This window comes from Dyadobacter crusticola DSM 16708 (assembly GCF_000701505.1).
In the GTDB taxonomy this organism is placed as follows: Bacteria; Bacteroidota; Bacteroidia; order Cytophagales; family Spirosomataceae; genus Dyadobacter; species Dyadobacter crusticola.
On the sequence record NZ_JNJB01000012.1, the window covers coordinates 38,871 to 61,384 of the forward strand.

Sequence of the window (22,514 nt, forward strand, 5' to 3'; positions counted from 1 at the left end):
TCGTGTTTTAATGCAATTCTAATAATTGCTTTCGCGATTATAGTCCAGACAACTATCTAGTGATTTTCAGTAGATTGTGTAAGATTTCTAAACGTTTCTTCCAATGAGCTCCCGGTCTGCCGCAATGCTTCCAGCGTGCTGTCATTGACGACCTTCCCTTTATTTATAATGATCACCCGGTCGCAGAGCGCTTCTACTTCCTGCATGATATGGGTCGAAAAAAGCACGGTTTTGTCTTTTCCCGCCGTTCTGATCACCTCCCTGATCTCTTGTAATTGGTTGGGATCTAGACCTGTGGTAGGTTCATCCAGGATAAGTACCTGGGGATCGTGCAAAAATGACTGCGCCAGACCGACCCGCTGGCGGTAACCTTTGGATAGCTGTCCGATCTTCTTGCGTTTTTCAGCTTCCAGTCCGCACATCGCCACTACTTCATTAACGCGTGCATTTAATGCAGCCCCGTGCATTCCGTACAGCTTTCCGGAAAAAAGCAGTAATTCGGTCACGTACATATCCAGGTACAGCGGGTTATGCTCGGGCAGGTAGCCAATCGAGCGGCGCGCGGGCATTGCCTGGCTCACCACATCATAATCCGAAACCTTCGCAATCCCGTCGGAAGGTTTCAGGTACCCGGTCAATATCTTCATAGTCGTAGATTTCCCCGCCCCATTCGGTCCAAGAAAACCTACAATCTCTCCCTTTTTCAAAGAAAAAGATATCCCATCAACAGCCCGCTGGCTACCGTACACTTTGCTGAGATTTGTTACCTGGATGGACATTTATTTCAATTTTGAATGAGTGAATGAGTGAATGAGTGAGTAGTCGTCTGCTTTGTCACCCTGAGCGGAGTCGAAGGGTAACATGGTGCCTACCCTTCGACTCCGCTCAGGGTGACAAAGCCATTTCCTACCCCTTTCTCCATCCTCCTTCTTCTATACCTTCAAAAACAACTTATTCCTGAACAACAAATACATAAACGCCCATTGTACTACTATGAAGGCGATGATTTCTCCTACTGCTTCTGCGGGTTCGGGGAAGTAGCTTAGGATACCTCCGAACAGCGCTTCGGCCGTGTAACCGAATGAAATAAACCTGCCCACCATGTAAATCACAATGGAATTCATTCCAATTACGACAAAAAACAAAGTCCAGCGGCGATAGTTCAGTACATCTACGATCCAGTAAAATAATGCAAGCAGCAAAACGCTGAATCCGCCGGCGCAAAGCACAAACGAGCTGGTCCATAAATTCTTGTTGATCGGGAAAAAGTAGTCCCAAACTACGCAAACAAGCAAACTGACAATTCCTGCAAAAACAAGATAAGTAACTTTGGTGTTCTTGCTAAGCGTTTCTTCACTTGTTCTGAGCAATTCTCCCGCGAAAATCCCCATTAAACCCGTCGCAATCGCCGGGATTGTGGAAACTAATCCTTCGGGATCGTGGATAGTCAGGTGGAGTCGGCCGGGGATCAGCATTCTGTCGAAATAACTGGCCGGGTTGCATTCCATCGTCATGATTCCAGCACCGCAGGCGGGTACCGGGTAAAACGTCATAAACAGATAGTAGCCGATCAGCAAACCAGCAAACCAGATCCACCTTGCTCTTTTACCTGTATATAAATAGATGATCTGGGCAAACATACCAGCCAGACCTATGCGCGCCAGTACGCTCGGGTAGCGCATATTCTCCCATTCAGTCTGGAAAATGCCATTATTGTAAATGATTCCGAGCAACACCAGCAGCAGACCGCGCTGCACTACTTTGCGGAGGAGTTCTTTTGCAGGTACTCCTTTTTCGAGCCTGCTGCCTAGTGAGAATGGAGTTGAAACTCCCGCCATGAACAGGAAGGTCGGGAATATCAGATCATAAGCTCGAAATCCGTTCCAATCCGGGTGGGTAAATTGGTGCGCCAGGAAAATTGCCCACGACCAGCCTGTTACTTTCGCCAGCACATGGAAAATCTCTTCGCCGCCTGATATCCAGAACATGTCAAAACCGCGCAATGTGTCAAGGGACAAAAGTCTTTGCGGAGGAGTACTCTCTTTCATTTGCAATTAAAGAAGAAGGAAATAAAATTTGGTCAAAGCGGTGAACTTTGAAATAAAACTAATAATGTTTACTGTAAAGATGTTAAATAATACCACTTATACCCTGCCGAGAAACATATTTATTTCGATTGGATGTGCAATTCCTACTGAAAGACAGGCTTCTGCTCAGCAGGTAGCAGCCGCACACGGTATCAAAAATCAAATTTTTATATTTCTCCGATGCCAGCTTTCGTTATTAGCTGCAACATTCTAATCTGTTATTTGCACATGAAAAAAGTCTTTTTGCTTTGTCTTATCGCATTGTCAGTTTGGTCGGCTGGTAACATCACTCCGGCGCACGCACAGGTTTTTGGTAAGAAAGAAAGTCTGCGTACCGACGACGAAGTAACCAACAGCAAGCTCAACAACAAGCGGCTTGAAAAGAACCTGGATCGCTTCGCAAGCGAGCTTGAACTAAGTAAGCGGCAACAAAAACAGTTGAAAAAAATTGACCGGAGATACGGCCGAATGGAAAGAAAGCTGTCGAGACGTGATGGCACAAAACGCCGGGACAAGAAAATGCTCGCGCAGGAAAAGCGGAATGAGATCATCGAAGTACTTACTCCCGAGCAGCAGCAGCGGCTCGAAGCATTATCGAAAAAAGGCAGGTTTAGTCTGGATCAGCTTTTCGGCAGATAAAGCTTACAACCCGGAATTATGCTATTAGCGGGTAACGGTTTTCAGCCAGGCTTCTATGGTCGGACCAGTCATATCAAACACAATCCCCGGCAGAATTCCGATTAAAATCGTCAGTACCACCAGCGGCAGCAGCAAGCCTTTTTCCCTTGCTGTAAGATCGGTCAGGACGGAAGTATTTCCGTTCTGATACCAGAATGAGCCGAAGAACATACGCTGGTAAGTCCAGAGGAAATAGCCGGCCGCCAGCACAATACCCAAAGTAGAGAGTGCGGGAATCCAGGCAGGCAGCAGGTTGGACTGGAATGCGCCCATTAATGTAAAAAGCTCTCCAACAAAGCCCGAAAAGCCGGGCAAACCGAGTGACGCAAAGAATGCGATACCGGTAATAACAGTATAGTTTGGCATGACGCCGATCAACCCGCGGTAGTTCTCAATCTTACGATCGTGGGTACGATCATAAACAACGCCGGCCAGTAAAAAGAGCATTGCCGAAAGTACCCCGTGACTTACCATTTGGTAAATCGCCCCATTCATTCCTTCCGCTGTAAATGCGGCTATACCAAGCAGCACGAATCCCATGTGCGAGACCGAAGAATAAGCGATCATCTTTTTCAGGTCGGCTTGACCCAGTGCATTGAAGCCTCCGTAAACGATCGAGATCATACCCAGAATCCCCAGCGGAATGGCGCTGTACTGGGCTTCCAAAGGGAAAAATCCATCAACGATCCTGATAAATCCGTAACCTCCTATTTTGAGCAAGATCCCCGCCAGTACGACCGAAATGGGCGTTGGGGCTTCTACGTGCGCGTCGGGCAGCCAGGTATGGACCGGTACAACAGGCAGCTTGACAGCAAAACCAATAAAAAGGAACCAGAATGCGAGCAATCGCAGCGGAATGTCGCCAATGTAATATTGGGAAGCCAGATGCAGCAGCGAGCCAGGAAGGTAGTTACCGGGGTCGGCCAAAAACTGGAAGCGGAATGTGTGTACGATTTGTTCAGGGGCAATTTTTCCGTCGATCAGCCATTGCTGGATTTGCGGGATGAGATCAGGATGAACCACATCGTCTGCTCCCATAATGCCGACTACCCGCGCAGTTTCGATCGGATCGATGACGGACAGATACAAGCCGATCATGACGATCAGGATCAGCAGTGAGCCGAAGAAGGTGTAAATGAAAAACTTAAGCGCCGCATATTCCCGTCGCGGACCGCCCCATAATCCGATCAGAAAATACATCGGCAGAAGCATGAATTCAAAGAACAGGTAAAAAAGAAAGAAGTCCTGCGCCAGAAAGCAGCCCACCACACTACCAGACAACAACAGGTATAATGCGAAGTAAGCGCGTGTTTTTTGCGAAATATTCCACGAGCTGATCACCCCGACCAGCAGAACGATGACAGCCAGCAAAATCAGCGGGAAACTGATTCCGTCTACTGCAAGCGCGTAATCAATGGAAACGATCCCCAGGGAACCAATCGGCAGCGTGATCCAGTCGCTTGTTTCGGAAAGTTGAAATCCGGGGTTTTGGTTATCAAAATTCATGTACAGGATCGCCGAAACGAGCACTTCAAGCAGTAGCGCGACCAGTGCGATTACCCGGAAGTTGCTGGTGTTCTGAGTTGGCCACACAGCCACAGCAGCAGCGCCCAGAAGCGGAATGGCAATGAGTAAGGAAAGTATATGGTCAATCATCAAAATTGAGTTAAAGCTTCGCCGGCATTGCTAAGCCAGTACGAGCCACAATATCAGAAAAAATAAGCCTGCCACGGTCACGAGGTAGTAAGACTGAATCCTGCCGTTTTGCAGACTCCTTGCCGCATTCCCAGCCGAGCGTATCGACAATACAGTGAGATTCACCCCACCGTCGACCACATTCCTGTCAATCCAGCTGATCACATGTGCGGCAACCACGCTGCCTTTTGCAACAAAGTCAACAACCGAGTCGATAAAGCGCTTTTCAAACCTTTTGAAAGTATTGGCAATAAATTCAAATGGTATAATGAAGTACCGCTCCTGTGAGTAGTCCCGCAGCCAGTTGAATGCAAATCTTTTCCCGGTTTCTGTTTCCATTCTACTTGATTCCAAACTGAATGGATCTGCGTCTTTAGTCTGCCGATACGCCAGGAAGATAAAAAGAAAAGTAGTTGCGCTGGCCACGAATGGAACCCAACTTAAATGCGCGGAATGCTCCGGACCAAGAAAATGCAAAAACCAGCCGTTCGCATCAAAGGGATTCCATGAAAACCAGACGAAAAGGGATAGTACCGAAAGCAAAACCATCGGCAGCCACATGATAACAGGCGATTCGTGCGGGTGTACACCTGATGCGGCTGTATATCTTTTTTCACCAAAAAACACCAGCCAAAGCTGTCGCGTCATATAATAGGCAGTGAGCCCGGCAGAGAAAATGACTAGGATCGGGAAAATGTAAGCTACTGGACCCACTTCCGCAGCCCAGACAAACCCCGCCGTTATAATGGCATCTTTGGACAAAAAGCCCGAAAAGAATGGAAGACCAGCCAATGCAGCCGTGCAAACTGAGAAGCAAATGAAGGTTACAGGTAAGCTTTTCCGAAGCCCGCCCATTGTGCGCATATTTTGCGGATCGAATGCATTGTCTTCCTCAGCCGGAGTTACTGCGTGAATGACAGAACCTGCTGAAAGGAAAAGACCGGCTTTGAAAAATGCGTGTGTCGCCAAATGGAAAAAAGCAGTTGGCCAGCTGCCGAAACCTACTGCTACCACCATTAATCCAAGTTGTGACATGGTACTGTAAGCCAGTACCCTTTTGATATCCCAGGCTCTCAAAGCTTTGATCGCGCCCGTCAGCATGGTAATTGTGCCAATTGCAAGAATGACCAGCCTGGCTTCGTATGTGAGCAGAAAATCAATGCGGGCCAGGAGGAAGATACCGGCGGCGACCATGGTAGCTGCGTGGATCAATGCAGAAACGGGAGTCGGCCCCTCCATAGCATCAGGCAGCCAGCCCGAAAGCGGAAATTGCGCTGATTTACCCACACATCCGCCAAACAAGCAGAGTCCGATCGCAGTAAGCAGACCAGGCGAAAGGTTGAAAACTGCGGCCAGAAGTACCTCAAAGTCGGTAGAACCAGTATAGTAGAATAGCATTAAAATACCTGTCAGGAAGGCCGCGTCGCCTATTCTGTTGAGTACAAAGGCCTTTTGCGCTGCCCAGACAGGCCGCTTTTTGAAATACCAAAAACCGATGAGCAGATAGGACGACAAGCCGACCAGTTCCCAGAAAATGTACATCACCAGCAAGCTTCCTCCCAGCACGATCCCTACCATTGAAAACAGGAAAAGCTGCAGGAAAGCATAGTATCTGTGCAGGTTCGTATCCCCGTGCATGTAGGAAATGGAATACAGCTGAACCAGGAGAGCCACAAAATGCACAATGGCGAGCATGACGCAGGTAAGAAAATCGAAGCGGAATGCGAGTTCAATGGAGGTATTTCCAATCACGAGCCAGTTCAACCTGACGATGTGAACTGCATTGGGATCTGCGTAGAAGAAGCTGATTAGCAAGCCAGTCAATGTAGCTGCGGCGCCGAGATAACCAGCTGCGTTATTCAGCTTTTTGCCTCCCAACCAGAGCAGAAGAAACCCCAGAAAGGGTACTCCCAGCAGCAGGCAAGCCGGCAAAAAATACGCAGAATCGGGCATAAGGCTGGGAACTGGTTGATTTCGGCAAATATCCTGAATTCGTGGCCGAATTCAAACAATGCTAGATGTCTTTCTCGATATCCTCCATTTTACCGGAACCGTGAATTACTTCCAGCAACTCTTTCAGATCATAAGTAGACCGGTTGTAAGAATTGCCAAGGACAATGATCACAGCTTCATCTTCGGGAGAAACCCAGAGCATTGTATTATAGCCTTTCCACCAGCCGCCGTGGTAGATAAAGCGGGGCTTGTTGTCTTTCGTAATGTGCATCCGGAAACCGTAGCCGTAGTTGCGGATACCCGCGTGCTCGAAGCTGCGCGGCTTGAAAGCCTCATCCAGCAGCTTCTTGTCAATCAGTAAACCTTTGGTAAGCCCATTGTAAAACCTGTAAATGTCGCCTGTAGTGGAATATAACCCCTTGTCCCCCACCACTTCATCGTAGTAATCCTTGTCAAGACGGCGGCCAAACTGGTGCCCTACTGTTCTGAATTTCCTTGCGGTGGCCGAGGTATCTGTCACCAGGAAGGTGTTTATCATCCCCAATGGAGTAAAAATCTGATCGTTCAGGTATTTGCCAAAGGGTTCGCCTGTCACTTTTTCGGCGATGGCGGCGAGTACGCAATAATTGGTGTTGCAATAGTTAAATGAGCGGCCTGGACGGTTATAAGGTGTGGGCGTGGGCTTTACTTTGGCATACCAGTCCATGATATCCAGGTTGTCGGGATACTTGCGACCGTGACGGATACTGTCTGTAAATGAATAAATGTAGTTGGGCAAACCACTACGGTGGCTCAGCAGCATATCCACTTTGACACCATGATAAGGGAAATCCGGGAAAAAGCGTTGAACGGAATCGTCAAGACTTACTCTCCCTTCCTGGATCAGTTTCAGTACAGCTACTGCCGTAAATGGTTTCGAAAGTGAGGCAAGCTGAAACCTGGACGCGCTGCTGAGCGTATCTTTCTCACGGAGGTTTCCAAAACCAAAGGAATCCTGGTAAAGAATCTCTCCTCTTTGAACTATCAATACATTCCCATTAAAACCAGCACGCTTTTTCCGTCTGAAAATATCCTCGATCTTGGTGATTTTCTCAGCTGTGGCCGCATCCGGATTTTTGATAACAACCGGGTCAAGGCCCGACATTGCTTTGGCACGTACAGCTACTTCTTCTTCTGTTTCCGGCTTGTTCTTTCTTACCAATCCCCAGGAAATCAACAGAACCACCACGACAGCGAGAGCTGTCCACCAAACCTTCGGCTGCACTTTTTTCAACATTGGCTGCGGGCCTTTAAAATTATTCAGAACGTTGTGAATTGTAAATGGTTATACACCATCTTTTATGCTTAATATACACAAATTAAGCATAGAATCTTTTACCGAACTAGTATTTTAACATGTTCTTTCCCAATATTTTTCTGATAAATGAGGAAGTATAAACCGGGACTAATGCGGGTTAATGGCCGCAAAACGAGCGTGTTATTTGCTGTTTTCTGATATTCAAATGCAATTCTGGAACCCGCCGATGAAGTAAGTACAAGCCCCTGCGGATCTTCCGCTATTCCGCTGATTATAATTTTTTCGGGATCAGCCGGATTCGGCGTTACCTGAATGAAAGCATTGTGGTTGTTTTCAAACAAAGCATCGACGGTTTGAGAGAATGCGAAGCTTCCATCTTTATCAACCAGGCGCAGCCGATAGTAATTCGCCCCAGCCGCGGGTAAATCATCTTTGAATTGATAATACCTCCGCCCTTCCGACTCACCCGCAGCAGGTACTTCATCGACTGCTTCAAAATGGATCAAATCAACACTTTTCTCAACCACAAATCTGCTGCTGTTGTGCTCTGATGCAGTTTCCCAATGCAGATCGACGTGATTTTCAGCAGGTACCGCTTTGAAGTAGGTGAGACTAACCGGCAGAATAATCGGGTGCACCAGCCCATTGATAATGATTTCATCAAACCAAAGTACACCGTGAATACTCGGCGCATTGTAGGCGTAAATGCGGAATGAAAAGGTGTTGTTAGACAAAAAAGAATAGCTAACCGGCACAACATAGGTATTGAACTGGTTTGAGTTACTGATCAGAAAAGCGTCGATATCCGTGGTAAAATGATCAGCCGACGATCGCACCTTGATCTTATCAGGACCAGTGGCTGAGCGGCGCAAGCGGAATGTGAAAGAAGTAATGCTGTATTTGAAGGAATTGGCAGAAAATGCAAATTCCATTGCCCGGGCCGAAGTAAAGCTGGTCGGCCAGGGACGGGTAATATAGCCGGTCCCGATCGCGCCACCCGGGCTGTAAACTGACTCTAGCGCATATGAATTGCTCCCTCCAAGCAGCGTTGCATTCGCGGGAGTAAAGTTCGCATGGCTCGAAGTCCCCCCGAGTGTGTAGTCCATCGACCATTTTACCTGGAAAGACTCCTGCGCATTTGCCACTTGTAAAGATGCTGGCAGGATAAAAAACAGACTGGTTAACAAACTCAATCTGAACAGGAAATGCATTTTCATCAGCATATATGATTAAGTAAAAATTACATTATCTACTTTATCAATACGCTAAATCTGAAAGAAGGTAACGGTACGATCTCGCAGACATCAGTCTAAACTTTTTTGGATTAAATCCTTTTATATGGAAATATTCCATATATTCGCATATCAATTTTGTATTTGAATCAAATTGGGTTTAGGGTTGTATAATTAAAAACACCTTGTTCGCTGTGTGAACAAGGTGTTTCTGCTTACAGGCACATTAACGTGCGTCATTTCACAATTCATGAGCGGAGCAAAAGCGATGCGCCCGATGGTTTAGCTTCCATTTTATTTGGTGAGAATACAACAGCAAAAGACCTGTTGCCTACCCGGTCTTAATCAGTGATCAATACCTTTTCATGGACAACCCCATTCTCGTTTTCCAGTCTGACAATGTAAAGTCCGGACGCAGCCTCGTGAATCGGAATACTTACCGCGCCGCTTTTTCCTGTAATTTCCTCTTTTAGAAACACCTGACCGCTCGCATTTACCAGCTCAACAGATTGAAAAGGCTGGTCGAGCATCAGATTCAGTTCATTGTTGCTGATAATAGTCGGCCGGGCGTAGACATTCACAGGGGTTGTATCGTCGGTTTTAACCGTAATAATTCTTGAATGCTCATAACTATCGTCGGTATCAATCATTTTGAGCCGGTAATAAAGGTTTCCGGAGTTTTTAGTCAAATGTGAAAATCGGTAAGTAGTACCATTTGCCAGATTTCCCGCTGGCACATATCCGACAGTCTCAAAAGTTTTTGCATTCCTGCTAAACTCCACATCAAATCCTCTGAAACGCTCTTCCATAGTCGTATTCCAGGTGAGGTTAATTCCCTCGTTTCCTTTTGATCCCTGAAAATTGGTTAACGTTACCGGCAATGGTTCATCGGCAAAAATCCTGTAAACCGCATCCGCTTTCACTGCGTAAATTTCACCTGCTTCGTCCTCTCCTATCTCCCGCGTTCCAGCCAGCTCACCTTCTTCATAGCCAGTGTAAGACTGACCTTGCAGGATCTTGTGAATTTCACCGGAAAAAAAGTCCGTCCCGATGTACCAGCCCTGCATTAAAGCTGATCTTGTACCGCGGTAGACCCGCCCGCCGATTACAGAGCGCCCCCGGGCAATTCCAGTTACGTAGGTGTAAATGGGCGAGATATAACTGGATGCAGGCAGACAGCCCGTGCGGTCAATGTTGGGCGTGGGAATATCTCCTTCGTAACACCGCCAGCCAAAGTTAGAACCGCCCAAAGTGCCGGCTGCGCGGAAGTTTATTTCCTCCTTGGCCCCCTGCCCCACATCGCCGATCCACGCGTCACCGGTAAGTCTGTCGAAGCTCCACCTGAATGGATTCCGCAGGCCGGAAGCGAATACAGGACTTCCTGCAATGGGATTATCAGCAGGTATCTGGTAAGACTGGGCTACACCGCCGGGCACATTTACATCGATCCGCAAAATCTTCCCAAGGAGGCTGTTCAGGTTCTGACCGTTGTTGGAAACGTCATTCTGCCCGCCACCGTCACCGATCGACGCGTAAAGAAAGCCGTCAGGCCCGAAATGGATTGCACCGCCGTTGTGATTACTATTAATCGGATGCGGGATTTTCATGATTTCGAAAAAGGTATTTGACGCAGCTGTATTACCTGATGCTGTGTAGCGCCCGATGACAAGGTCACCTGCGAGATCGGTAAAGTAGGTGTACAAATACCCATTGGACTCAAAGTTGGGGTGAAAAGTGATACTTAGCAGACCGCCTTCACCTTCCACTCCTACGCGGGGTGACGGACTGTTCATATTCAAAAACTCTACTGCCGTAGTAGGCTCTGCCGGAAGAAAAACTTTGATCAACCCGGCGCGTTCTGCAATAAAAATGCGGTTAGATCCGTCGCCGGCGTGCGTGAGCTGCATTGCTTCGTCCAGATTGGAAATGTCGGGATTGTCAGCGTCGATCTGAATGTCCGGAACTTGCGAAAATGCGTTTGCGAATGTCAGGATCGACAGGCAGGATGCGATCAGCGCAATGAAGTGTAATTGTTTAAGTTTTTTCATAATCAGTCATTTAGTTGATGAAAAGCGTAACAATACTTCTATAAGAATAAAATTGTACTACAAAATTTATACCCTGCGAAAGTGGGCGGCACAAAAAAGAGCCTCCCGAATCCATCGGAAGGCTCCACCTGTGTGCTTTTCTATTTGCTAGTAGGTAAATGTCCCAAACTCACTTTGTATCGTCAGTTTCCTTGAAGCAGCTTCTTCCACTCTCCCGACAACCTGGGCCGCGATTCCGAAGGACTCAGCAAGCGCGATTGCCTGACTGGCGTACTGCTCCGGAAGGTAAATTTCGAGCCGGTGCCCCATATTGAAAACTTTGTACATTTCATCCCAGCTGGTACCGCTTTCCTCCCTGATCATGCGGAACAATGGAGGTATGGGAAGCAGGTTATCCTTGATGATGTGCAGGTTATCAACAAAATGTAGAATCTTGGTTTGCGCGCCTCCACTGCAATGTACCATGCCATGAATCTGCGGTCTGATCTCGTCCAGCAGTGCCTTCGCCAGCGGCGCGTAGGTGCGTGTGGGAGAAAGAATTAGCTGACCTACATTCAGCGGCGTACCCTCCACAGGATCGGTCAGATTTTTGCTCCCACTGTAAATCAAATCTTCATTGACTTCGGGATCGAAGCTTTCTGTATATTTTTTGAGGTATTTACCCAGAATATCGTGTCTGGCAGAGGTCAGCCCATTGCTGCCCATTCCCCCATTATACTGCTCTTCATAGCTCGCCTGACCGTACGAAGCAAACCCTACGATTACGTCACCCGGACGGATATTGGCATTATCCACAACCTGGTCGCGGCGCATTCGGGCAATTACAGTACTATTAACCGTAACTGTTCTGACGAGATCACCGACGTCCGCAGTTTCGCCGCCTGTGCTGTAAATCTCTACTCCGTAGCTGCGCAGCATTTCCAGTACCTCCTCCGCGCCGTTTATAATTTCAGCAATTACTTCACCGGGAATGCGGTTTTTATTTCTATCGATGGTGGACGAATAAAGCATTGGCCCGGTGGCTCCTACGCAAAGCAGATCATCGGTATTCATAACGATTGCGTCCTGCGCGATTCCTTTCCAAACAGAGATGTCGCCGGTCTCTTTCCAATAGAGATATGCGAGGGATGTTTTGGTACCAGCGCCGTCTGCATGCATGATGGTACAATAATCGGGATCGCCGGCGAGGGTATCCGGTACTATCTTACAAAAAGCTTTTGGAAAAATCCCTTTGTCGATTTTCTCGATGGCTTTATGTACATCTTCTTTCGAAGCCGAGACGCCGCGTTGCAGGTAACGGTCGGTATTCTTGATTTGCTGGGTCATTATCGGTCAGTTCCTTTCAGCCACAAAAGTAGGCAAAAAGCCATTTAAAGCTTTACTTTAATGACTTCCGCCTTAGCTCATTGTAATCAGCAACTTACGAAATGTTCTTATTTTTTAATCAAAAATAATATAGGATACTTAAAAAGAAGGGTTTAGCTTTACAATATATCGTTTCAAAGATCGAAAACGATAGAACCTATTGTTTGAGAGTTAAGAGTTGCTATTCTACCACCCTTCATGACAATTGTAAAGCGTTTTGTTTTCCTTTTTGCCGGGTTACTGCTTCTTAATGCTGTTGATAACCGATCGTTTGGCAAGAGTTTAACCTCCAATGAAGTTAAGTCCGACTCACTCGGCAATGTTGAATCCCTGGTTTCATTTGCTACCAAGCACCTGCACATTCCTTACAGGTCTGGCGGCACTTCTAAGAAAGGTTTTGATTGTTCGGGTTTTGTTCGGTATTGTTTTGATAAGCTGAATATCACGCTTCCGCATTCCAGCGCTGCCCAGGCAGAGCATGGTAAAATTATTGAGCTGGATAATGCCAAGCCAGGGGATCTGATTTTCTTTAAAGGCGAGAGTGCCAATAGCAAGCGCATCGGTCACGTCGGCATTATTACGGAAGTCTCGCCGGGATATGTCAAATTCATCCATTCCGCATTCAAAGGCGGCATTCGCTACGACCTGCTCAACGCATCTTACTACCACAAACGTTTTGTTGCCGTAAAACGGATTTTGTCAGCGGAATAAGGCGGCTTTCGATGTTGTTCCGCTAGATTTCTGTTTTAGCATTGCCAGGCCTATTTCGTGCCAAGATACCCCGATCCCGTTCGCTGAAGCGAGCGGAAATAGATTGATACGGGCTGCGCCGCATGGAAGAATCCAAATTATCCAAGCTGGTCTATTTCGTGCCAAGATACCCCCGATCCCGTTCGCTGAAGCGAGCGGAAATAGATTGATGCGGGCTGCGCCGCATGCGAGATTCCAAATTTATCCAAGCTGGTCTATTTCGTGCCAAAATACCCCCGATCCCGTTCGCTGAAGCGAGCGGAAATAGATTAATGCGGGCTGCGCCGCATGGAAGAATCCAAATTTTTCCAGGCTGGTCTATTTCGTGCCAAGATACCCCCGATCCCGTTCGCTGAAGCGAGCGAAAATGGATTGATGCGGGCTGCGCCGCATGCGAGATTCCAAATTTATCCAAGCTGGTCTATTTCGTGCCAAGATACCCCCGATCCCGTTCGCTGAAGCGAGCGAAAATGGATTGATGCGGGCTGCGCCGCATGCGAGATTCCAAATTTATCCAAGCTGGTCTATTTCGTGCCAAGATACCCCCGATCCCGTTCGCTGAAGCGAGCGGAAATAGATTGATGCGGGCTGCGCCGCATGCGAGATTCCAAATTTATCCAAGCTGGCATAGTGGGCGCGAAGAAACCCCGTTTCCCTTCGCCTCCGCGAACGGAAATAGATCAGCGCAAACGCAGCCAAGCTGCCCACCTATCTCTAGCCGTCGGCTTCAGCCGACGGAAAAAGGGGCCAATTGTATTTTTTGGCAAAGCGGTTGATTTCTTCTGTAAAGGTTTGTTTGCTGTGGTGGGCTTCCTGATTTAGGATATAATGTCGCACTTTAACAACGTGCCGCTCGCTTACGCTCACTGCCCAGTAATCGTCTTGCCAGACAAATTTGCGCTCGGTCATTTTGTTCTGATTAATCCAGCAAGCGGACTCGCCTTTAATCATCTGCACGACTTTACTGATCGATTGTTCCCGTTTAAGGCATATCAAACAATGCGCATGGTCAAAATATCCATTCACCACGTCAATATGAATCCCTTTTGATTCCGCATTCTTTTTGATGTGAAAAAATACCTTGCTCCTGATTGCGTCATGAAGGAAATGATGGCGGTATTTGGTTGCGAAAACGAGATGTACCCAGATGCTTGTCCAGCTCATATCAATGATTTCTTTTGATGAACCATTTGGACGCCGAATCTGCGGGAAAGTAACGCTGACTTTCGGTTTGGCCGATAAACGCCAATAGTTTCGATTTCGACAGACCGCTATTGCAGTATAATCCGGATTGGAAGTATTTTTGACAAATTGTTCCCGTAATTCAATCAGCTAACCACATTCGTTTTGAAACTCTGGCAAAAGGAAAATACAGTCACTTCTGAAAAAATAGAAAAGTTTACGGTGGGTAAAGACCGGGAAATGGATTTGCATCTGGCCGGGTTTGACGTGCTGGGCAATATCGCTCACGCGACCATGCTCGAAACCATTGGCTTGCTGACTGCCGAAGATCTGAAAGCATTGAAAGAAGAGCTGAAAAATATCTATACCCAGGTTCAAAAAGGAGAGTTTGTCATTGAAGACGGCGTAGAAGATGTGCATTCACAAGTGGAGCTGCTCCTGACCAGAAAGCTGGGTGATACTGGCAAAAAAATACATAGCGGCCGCTCCCGCAACGATCAGGTGCTGGTGGATATGAAGCTTTTTACACGCGCACGGTTGCTTAATGTGGTGCAGGCGACAGAGAAGCTTTTCAATGTTTTGATCCAGAAATCAGAACAGCACAAGAATGACCTTCTTCCGGGTTATACACATTTGCAGATCGCGATGCCTTCTTCTTTCGGGCTCTGGTTTGGCGCGTATGCAGAGGGTTTGATCGACGATATCATTCAATTGAATGCAGCTTATCGCCTGGCGAACCGCAATCCGCTCGGTTCAGGAGCTGGTTATGGATCTTCATTCCCATTGAATCGGCAGCTCACTACCGAGTTACTGGGTTTTGAAGGAATGCATTATAATGTGGTTTATGCCCAAATGAGCCGCGGACGTACAGAACAGGCTGCATTGACCGCCATTTCGTCACTCGCAGCAACTGTTTCACGGCTTGCTATGGATGTTTGTCTGTACAACAGCCAGAATTTCGGCTTCATTGTTTTGCCGGATGATCTTACGACAGGCAGCAGCATTATGCCGCACAAGAAAAATCCGGACGTAGCTGAGCTGCTTCGTGCAAAAACCAACCGCATGAAGGCGCTGCCGATGGAAGTGACGATGGTTTTGAGCAATCTTCCATCAGGTTATCACCGCGATATGCAGCTCCTGAAAGAAATTCTGATGCCCGCATTCGACGAGATTCTGGACTGCCTCGATATAGCTGCTTTTATGCTCCAAAACATGAAAGTGAAAGAAAATCTGCTTGCCGACCCCAAATACGACCTGCTGTTCAGTGTGGAGCGTGTGAATGAATTGGTGATCAGCGGCGTTCCTTTCCGCGATGCGTACCGGCAGGTAGGTGCTGAAATCGGCGAAGGTACATACAGCCCGCCGCGTGAACTGAAACATACACACGAAGGCAGTATCGGCAATTTACAGTCTGCTGAAATCACGCAGAGAATGCAGAAAGAACTTGCTGCTTTTGGTTATGATAAAGTACAAAATGCCCTGGATCAATTGCTAGGTCAATAAAACCGATGCTTACCGCCAAAAGAGGATTGCTCATTTCTTCCTTTATCTGGATCGTTTGCCTTTCCTTCAATGCAGGCTGGAAAGCGCCTGCGGAGCATTCTGTTTTTGTCACTAAAAGCCTGAGCGCTGATTCGGTTGCCGAAGGAAGACAGCTGGCCAAAGCTTATTGCACGCGCTGTCACCTCTTTCCCAAACCTGCATTACTGGATAAAAATACGTGGGTTACCAGCGTGCTTCCGAACATGGGACAGCGGCTCGGCCTGCGATTTTCTGACAAAGACCCATTTGCAGACCTGCTTCCCGAAGACGAAAAAGCGATTCGCTGGCTTGCTATTTACCCGGAGACTGCATTAATCACGCAACCGGATTGGGAAAAGATAATGGCTTACTACCGGCATGAAGCGCCTGCGGAACCGCTTCCACAAAAAGATAACCTGGTGATCTCTGATTCACTCCCATTATTCCGTGGACAGCATCTGACCGTTTCAGATAATGCAATACCTAAAACCACGCTGCTCAAATTCGATCCGCGTACCTCACAATTGTACGTAGGTGATGATCAGCAAGCATTATTTGTACTGGATAATGCAATGCAGCTGAAAGAAAATTACTGGATAGACTCTGCTCCCACGGACATTGATTTTCCAGAAAATGCACCGCCAAGACTGCTGACGATTGGCGTTTTTGCTCCATCAGAGCGGCGGGCAGGACGATTAATGGCAGTTTCCAAATCTCCGGTACCCGCGCAGTCGCTGGTGAATATTCAGGCTTTGCCACGGCCGGTACAGTTTACAACCGGAGATCTGAACATGGATGGAAAAGCAGATGCGCTGATTTGCGGGTTTGGAAACCATTCCGGAAAGCTGTTCTGGCTGGATGGCTTTGACCCTGCGAAGGAACATATCCTGAAAGAAATGCCCGGTGCCCGGCGTGCGCAGATCGCTGATTTTAACAAAGACAAAAAACCGGATGTAATTGCGTTAATGGCGCAAGCACGGGAGGAGATTTCCATTTTCTATAATCTTGGTAATGGGAAGTTCAGGGAGAAGGTGCTAGTGCAATTTCCACCTTCGTATGGAATGAGCTACTTCGAGCTTGTGGACTTTAACAAAGATGGTTTTCAGGATATCCTGGTTACCAATGGAGATAATTGGGACCTTTCCAATGTGCCGAAAAACTACCACGGAGTACGACTTTACTTAAACGATGGCAAAGACAATTTCAAGCTCGCCTGGTTTTATCCGTTTTACGGCGCAAGCAAGGCGATTGCAAGAGACTTTGATAATGATGGAGATATCGACATCGCAGCCACTTCTTTTTACACTGACCTGGAAAATCCAGCGCATGGGTTTGCATATCTCTCCAACGAAGGAAAAATGAACTTCAAAGCTGCATCAACCCCGCTGGCAGGTGCAGGAAAATGGCTGACCATGGAAGCCGGCGATCTGGACAAAGACGGAGATATCGACATTGTACTCGGCTCCTATTTTCACACGATCGGCGAAGTAAGCAAACTGATGGCGCGCGGCACCGTTTCCTTTCCTCAGCTCCTGGTGTTCACCAATCGTAAAAACGACAAGTAGCAACGAAAAAAGAGGCAAGCCAAGCGGCCCGCCTCTTTCCGATTTTAACTAAATCTATTTGTAATCTCTTATCCTTATTTCACGTCCCAGAACAACTTCTGAGTCAATTTATCATTATCCCTAACTGCAGCATAGTTGATAGGATTGTAGGTAACCTCGTTGCCCGGGTAAGTCCATCTTACAGGAGGCAAAGTCTGGTTGTTTGCATTATCAGTCTGGAACTGTAACGCTGGCATATCCAATCTGCGTACTTCTGCCCAGTTTTCGTATGCCTGAACAATGTTGAAGTGCAGCCATTTTTGAGTAGCAATGCGGTTCAGTTTCTCTGCCGGTGTTGTCGCGGCTGCCCAGCTTACACCACTTCCTGCTATGTATTGCGTGATGGAAGCCGGCTGTGCCGGAACAGGCTTTGCAGCATTGGTTATACCTGTAGCATTCGTAATTGCCAGGATGCTGTTATAGAAGTTTACTGATTGTGCGATTGCTGTTTCATAAGCTGTTTTCGCTAATGCATCATTTCCTTGATTGAGGTAATATTCAGCTTTGATCAGATTCACCTGAGCTGCGTTAATAATCACACCTGGAAAAAATTGATTGTGGCTCAATGTGAATCGATTGTAGATCGCAACGGTTCCTGCCTGGTATTGTGCCGTTTGTACTGAAGAAGTTGCAAGTGGGTCAATACCTGCATAAACACCTTTTGCATTCTGACCAGGTTCGAAAATAATTTTCAAGCGTGGATCTGCATTGGTATTCATGTGATCAATCATTTTCTTGCTTGCAGTGTTTCCAAACCAGTCGCCCCCGCCGGAAGCGATACCATCTTGGAAGCCTTTTGAGTTAATATCTGTATTGACATCATAAACATTCATCTGAATGTTTTGCTCGTTGGTCTCCACCACGGGAAAAGTGCCCGCATTGGTCAGGATTTCTCCCATCTCTGTCTTAGCTCTTGCCTGGAAAGCCGGGGCTGCTGAAACACGGTTCAACATACGCAGGCGAAGCGAGTTGCAGTAACGCTTCCACAAGTCCAGGCTACCTTTGTTTACAATGTCAGCAGTTTGGAATGCTTTCTGATAGTTTTGAAAACCTGGGTTAGCATTAATGGTGTTTAATTCTGATGCGATTAATTTCAAATCGTCCAACATCAATGTGTATATTGATTCGGGCGAATCAAATTTCGCTATTGAAGAAGCATAGTCCCCATTATTCGCGCTCAACATACCCGCTTCTGTGAACGGAATCGCACCATAGATGTCGACGAGGCGCTGCGTGTAATCGTACAAATAGATTTTCGCAGTAATCAGGAAAACCTTTTTATCGTTTTGCTCAGCAGTAGGCCTGCTTGCGTATATACGTTCCAACTCGCGGAACTGTGCGAGAGTATTGTAATAGTTAAACCAGAGGTCCTGTGAACCTGCTGAACCCGGTACATAATTACCTGATTCGAAGGGCCAACCAACGGATTGTGTGTAGCGGTTGATTGAAGTACGCAACGTCACAAAATAGTTACCATATGCTGGCAATACCCAGTTACGGTTGGTATACATAATACCTGTATACTGTTTTTCAACAGAGGTTTCTGAGATTTTGGATGGATCCGCATACCTCTCAGTAAATTCGGACTCTTCGCAAGCGGTTGTTGCGAATAATAACCCGGCTAATATGAATGAAAGTATCTTGTTCATTGTCTTGATCATTTTTAGAAATTAGAAGCTGGCTCTCAGCATGACACCCATTGTGCGGAAAGATGGATTACTTCCTGCATTCGTGATGTTTTCATACCATCTTGAACTGATGTTGGTTTGCTCTGCATCCAGGTCTTTCACAGTTCTGTACAGGAAAAAAAGGTTACGTCCGAAAACCGAAAGCGAGATATTTTGAGCACCCAATTTCCTTCCGATGTTGGAAGGCAGGCGGTAAGCCAATGAAAGCTCACGCATTTTAAAGTACGTGTTCTCCTGAACATACAGCTCGTAACGTGCATTACCGTACTGAGGACCGCCCCAGTTGTAAGTTGAGTTGTAGTAAGTTGCCTGAGAAACCACATTCGTGTTCACTTCGCCAGACGCAGTTACACCATCCATTAGCATACCATCGTGGTAAACCGGCTGTCCGGCAGGGCCAGCTGATTCTGTCGTCTGAACTCCTTTTCCGTTAGCATCTACGTAGTACGAAAGACCGCCGTGCTCTTTGTCCATATTGGTAAGACTTTCCTTTGTCAGACCTCTTGAGGTCATCCAGTTGATCCCTGTCGGCATAATGTGCCCGCCTACTCTGAAGTCAACTACCGCGTCCAATGTGAAGTTCTTGTAGCTAAATGTGTTCAGTACACCACCAGTCAGCTTCGGCATTGCATTACCTACTTTAATCCAGTTTGCTCCGTCCAGCTGGTACAGACCGTTTGGTCCTACTACATTTTGCCCCTGGCTATTTTTAAGAATACCGTGTGCGAAAATATCTCCCATTGGCTGACCAACAATTGACCTTACTTGTGCAGCGTTTCCGTCGTAGTCAGCGTGCAGCAATTCGGTTGAATTATTTGCCAGTTTCTCTACTTTGTTTACGTTTCTTGCCAGGTTCACAGTAAGATCCCAGTTGAAATCGTTCAGGTTGGTAGCTCTGATCGGGCTAACATTGAATGCAACTTCCACACCCTGGTTTCTCAAAGTACCGATGTTGGCAAGAATGGTTCTTGCTCCCGTTGTAGCTGCGATGTTCAGCGGAAGGATCTGGTCTACGATCTGTGCATTGTAATAAGCGATATCCAATCCTATACGGTTCTGGAACAATTTAGTTTCCAAACCGAACTCAAATTCACGCTTCTGCTCAGGACGGATCAGGTCATTGCCGCGCTCGTCGGTCATGTAAGTATAAAGAACCGACGCACCACCTTGCTGCTGGATACTTAGATTACCCTGATTAAATGCTACGTTCGCACGATAGATTTCAGGATAGTTACCTACAATACCGAAAGAGCCGCGCAGTTTACCATAGCTAAAAAACCGTGGAAGCTCGAATGCATCAGAAAATACAAAGCTGGCGTTGACAGACGGGTAAACGAATGCATTGTTGCCCGGCGCCAATGAAGATGTACGGTCTCTTCTGATTGTACCTTCAACAAAGAAAAGGTTCTTATAATCGAAGTTAAGCGTTCCCATGTAAGCATCACGCAGGTATCTGCTTCTGGTTTGCTTACCATTTGCGATGTTTACACTAGCTGAAACATCAAAGAAATTTTCTGTGCTCAGCCCACCGTTGGTAGATCTTTGGACAAACGTGTTCAGTGTTCTGTTCGCCGTGTAGCCTCCCAATGCAGATAATGTAATGTCTTCGCCGATTTTCTTGGTATAAGTCAGAAGGAGATCACCATATACGTTGTTGTAAAGGTTGTTGTCCATTCCGAAGTTACCTGAGTAACCAAATGCAAGAGGAACTGTGCTGTATTCGCGGTTTTCCATTCTCTCGCTGGTCCAGTCCGTTGCGATACGACCTCTCAGTTTAAGGTTATCAAGAATGTCCCAGTGCTGGGTGATACTTGCAATTACGCGGTCTGAATATTCGAAATACTGGTTCTTTCTTGTATTCCAAACGTAATCTGCGATATCCGATTTAAAACCATTGTAGATAATGTTTTCGTTCGGGGTTAAACTCTGCGTTCCCGCACCGGTTACGAATTTGTAGCCCAAACTTGTCTGGTATCTGTCATTGTACCAGTCAGCCGACTCAAAACGGTTCATCATACCCGTAAAGTTGTTGATCATACGATCCACTTTGAAGGGCCTGTTGTAAGTATATTGATTAACGTAGTTGACCATCAAATCCGTTTTCAGCTTTTTGTTAAGGTTGAAGCTCGCATTCAGGTTCGCGATATTCTTGCTGTTTTTAGATTTATAACTGATCATTCCGTTATCCTGACGGGTAAACGAGAAACGGATATTTGCATTATCAGTCGCTTTCGAGATAGAAAGGTTGATGTTTGAGCTGCTCGCATTCTCGAACAAATCTGCGTAGCTGTTTCCTGATGGAGAATAGGGTCTGATCTTTCCGTCCCAGGCCATAACCGGCTGTCCATCAAACTTAGGACCAAAGTTTACACTTGCACCGAGCAAGCCTCTCGTTTCTTTTACACCGTCTCCATCTACATCATAGTAAATGAAACCTGCTGCATCCTGGCCGCCATTGTTGTAGTTCAAAGGATAACCCGGGCCTCTTACATCCTGGTAACGTGGCAGGTAAGCGATTTTGTCAACATTATAGCTTGCATTGAAATCAACACCAAGCCCTTTTTTGCCTTTACCTGTTTTGGTAGTAACAAGCAAAACCCCGTTTACCGCTTCCGAACCGTAAAGCGCAGCAGCAGAAGCACCTTTCAACACCGAAATATTTTCGATATCGGCCGGGTTTAGGTCAAGAAGACCGTTTCCGCGCAAACGCTGGTCAGCCCAGAAATCGCCGTTACGCGCCTCACCGTTACGGATTGGGATACCATCCAAAACGATCAGCGGCTGAGTATTACCTGTAATGGAGCTGAAACCGCGAATGTTGATACTTACACCCGAAGTAGCGCCACCGGGCGTTGCATTGATTGTTACACCGGGCGCTTTTCCGTAAAGTGCTGTTGCGAAGTTTGGCGAAGCAGTTTTGATCAAAGCCTCGTTATTGACGATAGCAGTAGCGTAACCCAATGCACGCTGCTCCTTAGAGATGCCAAGTGCAGTTACTACTACTTCGCCAAGCTGGTTAGCGTCTTCTGATAGTACCACGTCGAGTACAGTCTTGTTTCCAACAGGAGCTTCAATGGTTTTGTAGCCAATGTAGGAGAAAACCAATGTGTTTGCCGAAGTTGCCGCGATCGAGAAATTTCCAGACGCATCAGAGGTGGTACCGTTTGTAGTACCTTTTACAAGGATCGAAACGCCCGGTAAAGTGGAGCCGTCTGATCCCGATTTAATCGTCCCAGTCACCGTTTGAGCGATTACAGGGCTGCTTACCATCAAGAACATGACGAAAAGCCGAAGTAAATTTTTTCGCATAGTTGGAATTGCGTATTAGTTGAGGATTAAAATTAACACAATTTTAATATTTAATTTTTAATCAAGGCGAATGTTATTAAAAAAAATTATGAATTAGGTATTGAA

At 46.8% G+C, this 22,514-nt stretch carries 15 protein-coding genes; 4 read left to right on the forward strand and 11 right to left on the reverse strand.

Annotation, left to right across the window (positions count from 1 at the left end; genetic code table 11):
- Positions 1 to 56: 56 nt before the first annotated feature.
- Positions 57 to 779, reverse strand: coding sequence for an ATP-binding cassette domain-containing protein (locus Q369_RS0116150; protein WP_031528826.1), 723 nt, complete (start codon positions 777 to 779; stop codon positions 57 to 59).
- A 153-nt stretch (positions 780 to 932) separates the two neighbouring features.
- Complete coding sequence (locus Q369_RS0116155) at positions 933 to 2,048, reverse strand: acyltransferase family protein (RefSeq protein WP_031528827.1); 1,116 nt, start codon at positions 2,046 to 2,048, stop codon at positions 933 to 935.
- Between the two features lie 267 nt (positions 2,049 to 2,315).
- Here Q369_RS0116155 and Q369_RS0116165 point away from each other — a divergent pair, with 267 nt between their 5' ends.
- A complete protein-coding gene (locus Q369_RS0116165) occupies positions 2,316 to 2,726 on the forward strand; it encodes a hypothetical protein (RefSeq protein ID WP_084165764.1) in 411 nt (136 codons plus the stop codon).
- A 24-nt stretch (positions 2,727 to 2,750) separates the two neighbouring features.
- Here Q369_RS0116165 and Q369_RS0116170 read toward each other — a convergent pair whose 3' ends face one another.
- The 6 genes from Q369_RS0116170 to Q369_RS0116195 all read right to left on the reverse strand — a co-directional run bounded on the left by Q369_RS0116170 (position 2,751) and on the right by Q369_RS0116195 (position 12,316).
- A complete protein-coding gene (locus tag Q369_RS0116170; protein ID WP_031528830.1) occupies positions 2,751 to 4,421 on the reverse strand; it encodes a complex I subunit 4 family protein in 1,671 nt (556 codons plus the stop codon).
- A gap of 30 nt (positions 4,422 to 4,451) precedes the next feature.
- A complete protein-coding gene (nuoL, locus tag Q369_RS0116175) occupies positions 4,452 to 6,413 on the reverse strand; it encodes an NADH-quinone oxidoreductase subunit L (protein WP_031528831.1) in 1,962 nt (653 codons plus the stop codon).
- 61 nt (positions 6,414 to 6,474) lie between these two features.
- Complete coding sequence (locus Q369_RS0116180) at positions 6,475 to 7,689, reverse strand: serine hydrolase domain-containing protein (protein ID WP_031528832.1); 1,215 nt, start codon at positions 7,687 to 7,689, stop codon at positions 6,475 to 6,477.
- Positions 7,690 to 7,787: 98 nt separating this feature from the next.
- Positions 7,788 to 8,927: a T9SS type A sorting domain-containing protein gene (locus Q369_RS0116185; RefSeq protein ID WP_031528833.1), complete on the reverse strand. Its 1,140-nt coding sequence runs from the start codon at positions 8,925 to 8,927 to the stop codon at positions 7,788 to 7,790.
- Between the two features lie 356 nt (positions 8,928 to 9,283).
- Positions 9,284 to 10,990 (reverse strand): PQQ-dependent sugar dehydrogenase, encoded by a 1,707-nt coding sequence (locus Q369_RS0116190; protein WP_031528834.1) that lies wholly within the window; start codon positions 10,988 to 10,990, stop codon positions 9,284 to 9,286.
- A 147-nt stretch (positions 10,991 to 11,137) separates the two neighbouring features.
- Positions 11,138 to 12,316: an AIR synthase related protein gene (locus Q369_RS0116195; RefSeq protein WP_031528835.1), complete on the reverse strand. Its 1,179-nt coding sequence runs from the start codon at positions 12,314 to 12,316 to the stop codon at positions 11,138 to 11,140.
- A gap of 237 nt (positions 12,317 to 12,553) precedes the next feature.
- Here Q369_RS0116195 and Q369_RS0116200 point away from each other — a divergent pair, with 237 nt between their 5' ends.
- On the forward strand, positions 12,554 to 13,066 hold the full coding sequence (locus Q369_RS0116200; protein ID WP_031528836.1) for a C40 family peptidase: 513 nt from the start codon (positions 12,554 to 12,556) through the stop codon (positions 13,064 to 13,066).
- Between the two features lie 753 nt (positions 13,067 to 13,819).
- Here Q369_RS0116200 and tnpA read toward each other — a convergent pair.
- Positions 13,820 to 14,269, reverse strand: coding sequence for an IS200/IS605 family transposase (tnpA, locus tag Q369_RS0116210; RefSeq protein WP_031528838.1), 450 nt, complete (start codon positions 14,267 to 14,269; stop codon positions 13,820 to 13,822).
- Between the two features lie 183 nt (positions 14,270 to 14,452).
- Between tnpA and argH the strand changes: the two genes are divergently transcribed.
- Positions 14,453 to 15,790 (forward strand): argininosuccinate lyase, encoded by a 1,338-nt coding sequence (argH, locus tag Q369_RS0116215; RefSeq protein ID WP_031528839.1) that lies wholly within the window; start codon positions 14,453 to 14,455, stop codon positions 15,788 to 15,790.
- 5 nt (positions 15,791 to 15,795) lie between these two features.
- Complete coding sequence (locus Q369_RS0116220; protein WP_051664094.1) at positions 15,796 to 17,373, forward strand: FG-GAP repeat domain-containing protein; 1,578 nt, start codon at positions 15,796 to 15,798, stop codon at positions 17,371 to 17,373.
- A gap of 74 nt (positions 17,374 to 17,447) precedes the next feature.
- Here Q369_RS0116220 and Q369_RS0116225 read toward each other — a convergent pair whose 3' ends face one another.
- Both Q369_RS0116225 and Q369_RS0116230 read right to left on the reverse strand, forming a co-directional pair.
- Complete coding sequence (locus tag Q369_RS0116225) at positions 17,448 to 19,061, reverse strand: SusD/RagB family nutrient-binding outer membrane lipoprotein (RefSeq protein WP_031528841.1); 1,614 nt, start codon at positions 19,059 to 19,061, stop codon at positions 17,448 to 17,450.
- Between the two features lie 21 nt (positions 19,062 to 19,082).
- Positions 19,083 to 22,409, reverse strand: a complete 3,327-nt coding sequence (locus Q369_RS0116230; RefSeq protein ID WP_031528842.1) for a SusC/RagA family TonB-linked outer membrane protein — start codon at positions 22,407 to 22,409, stop codon at positions 19,083 to 19,085.
- Positions 22,410 to 22,514: the final 105 nt, after the last annotated feature.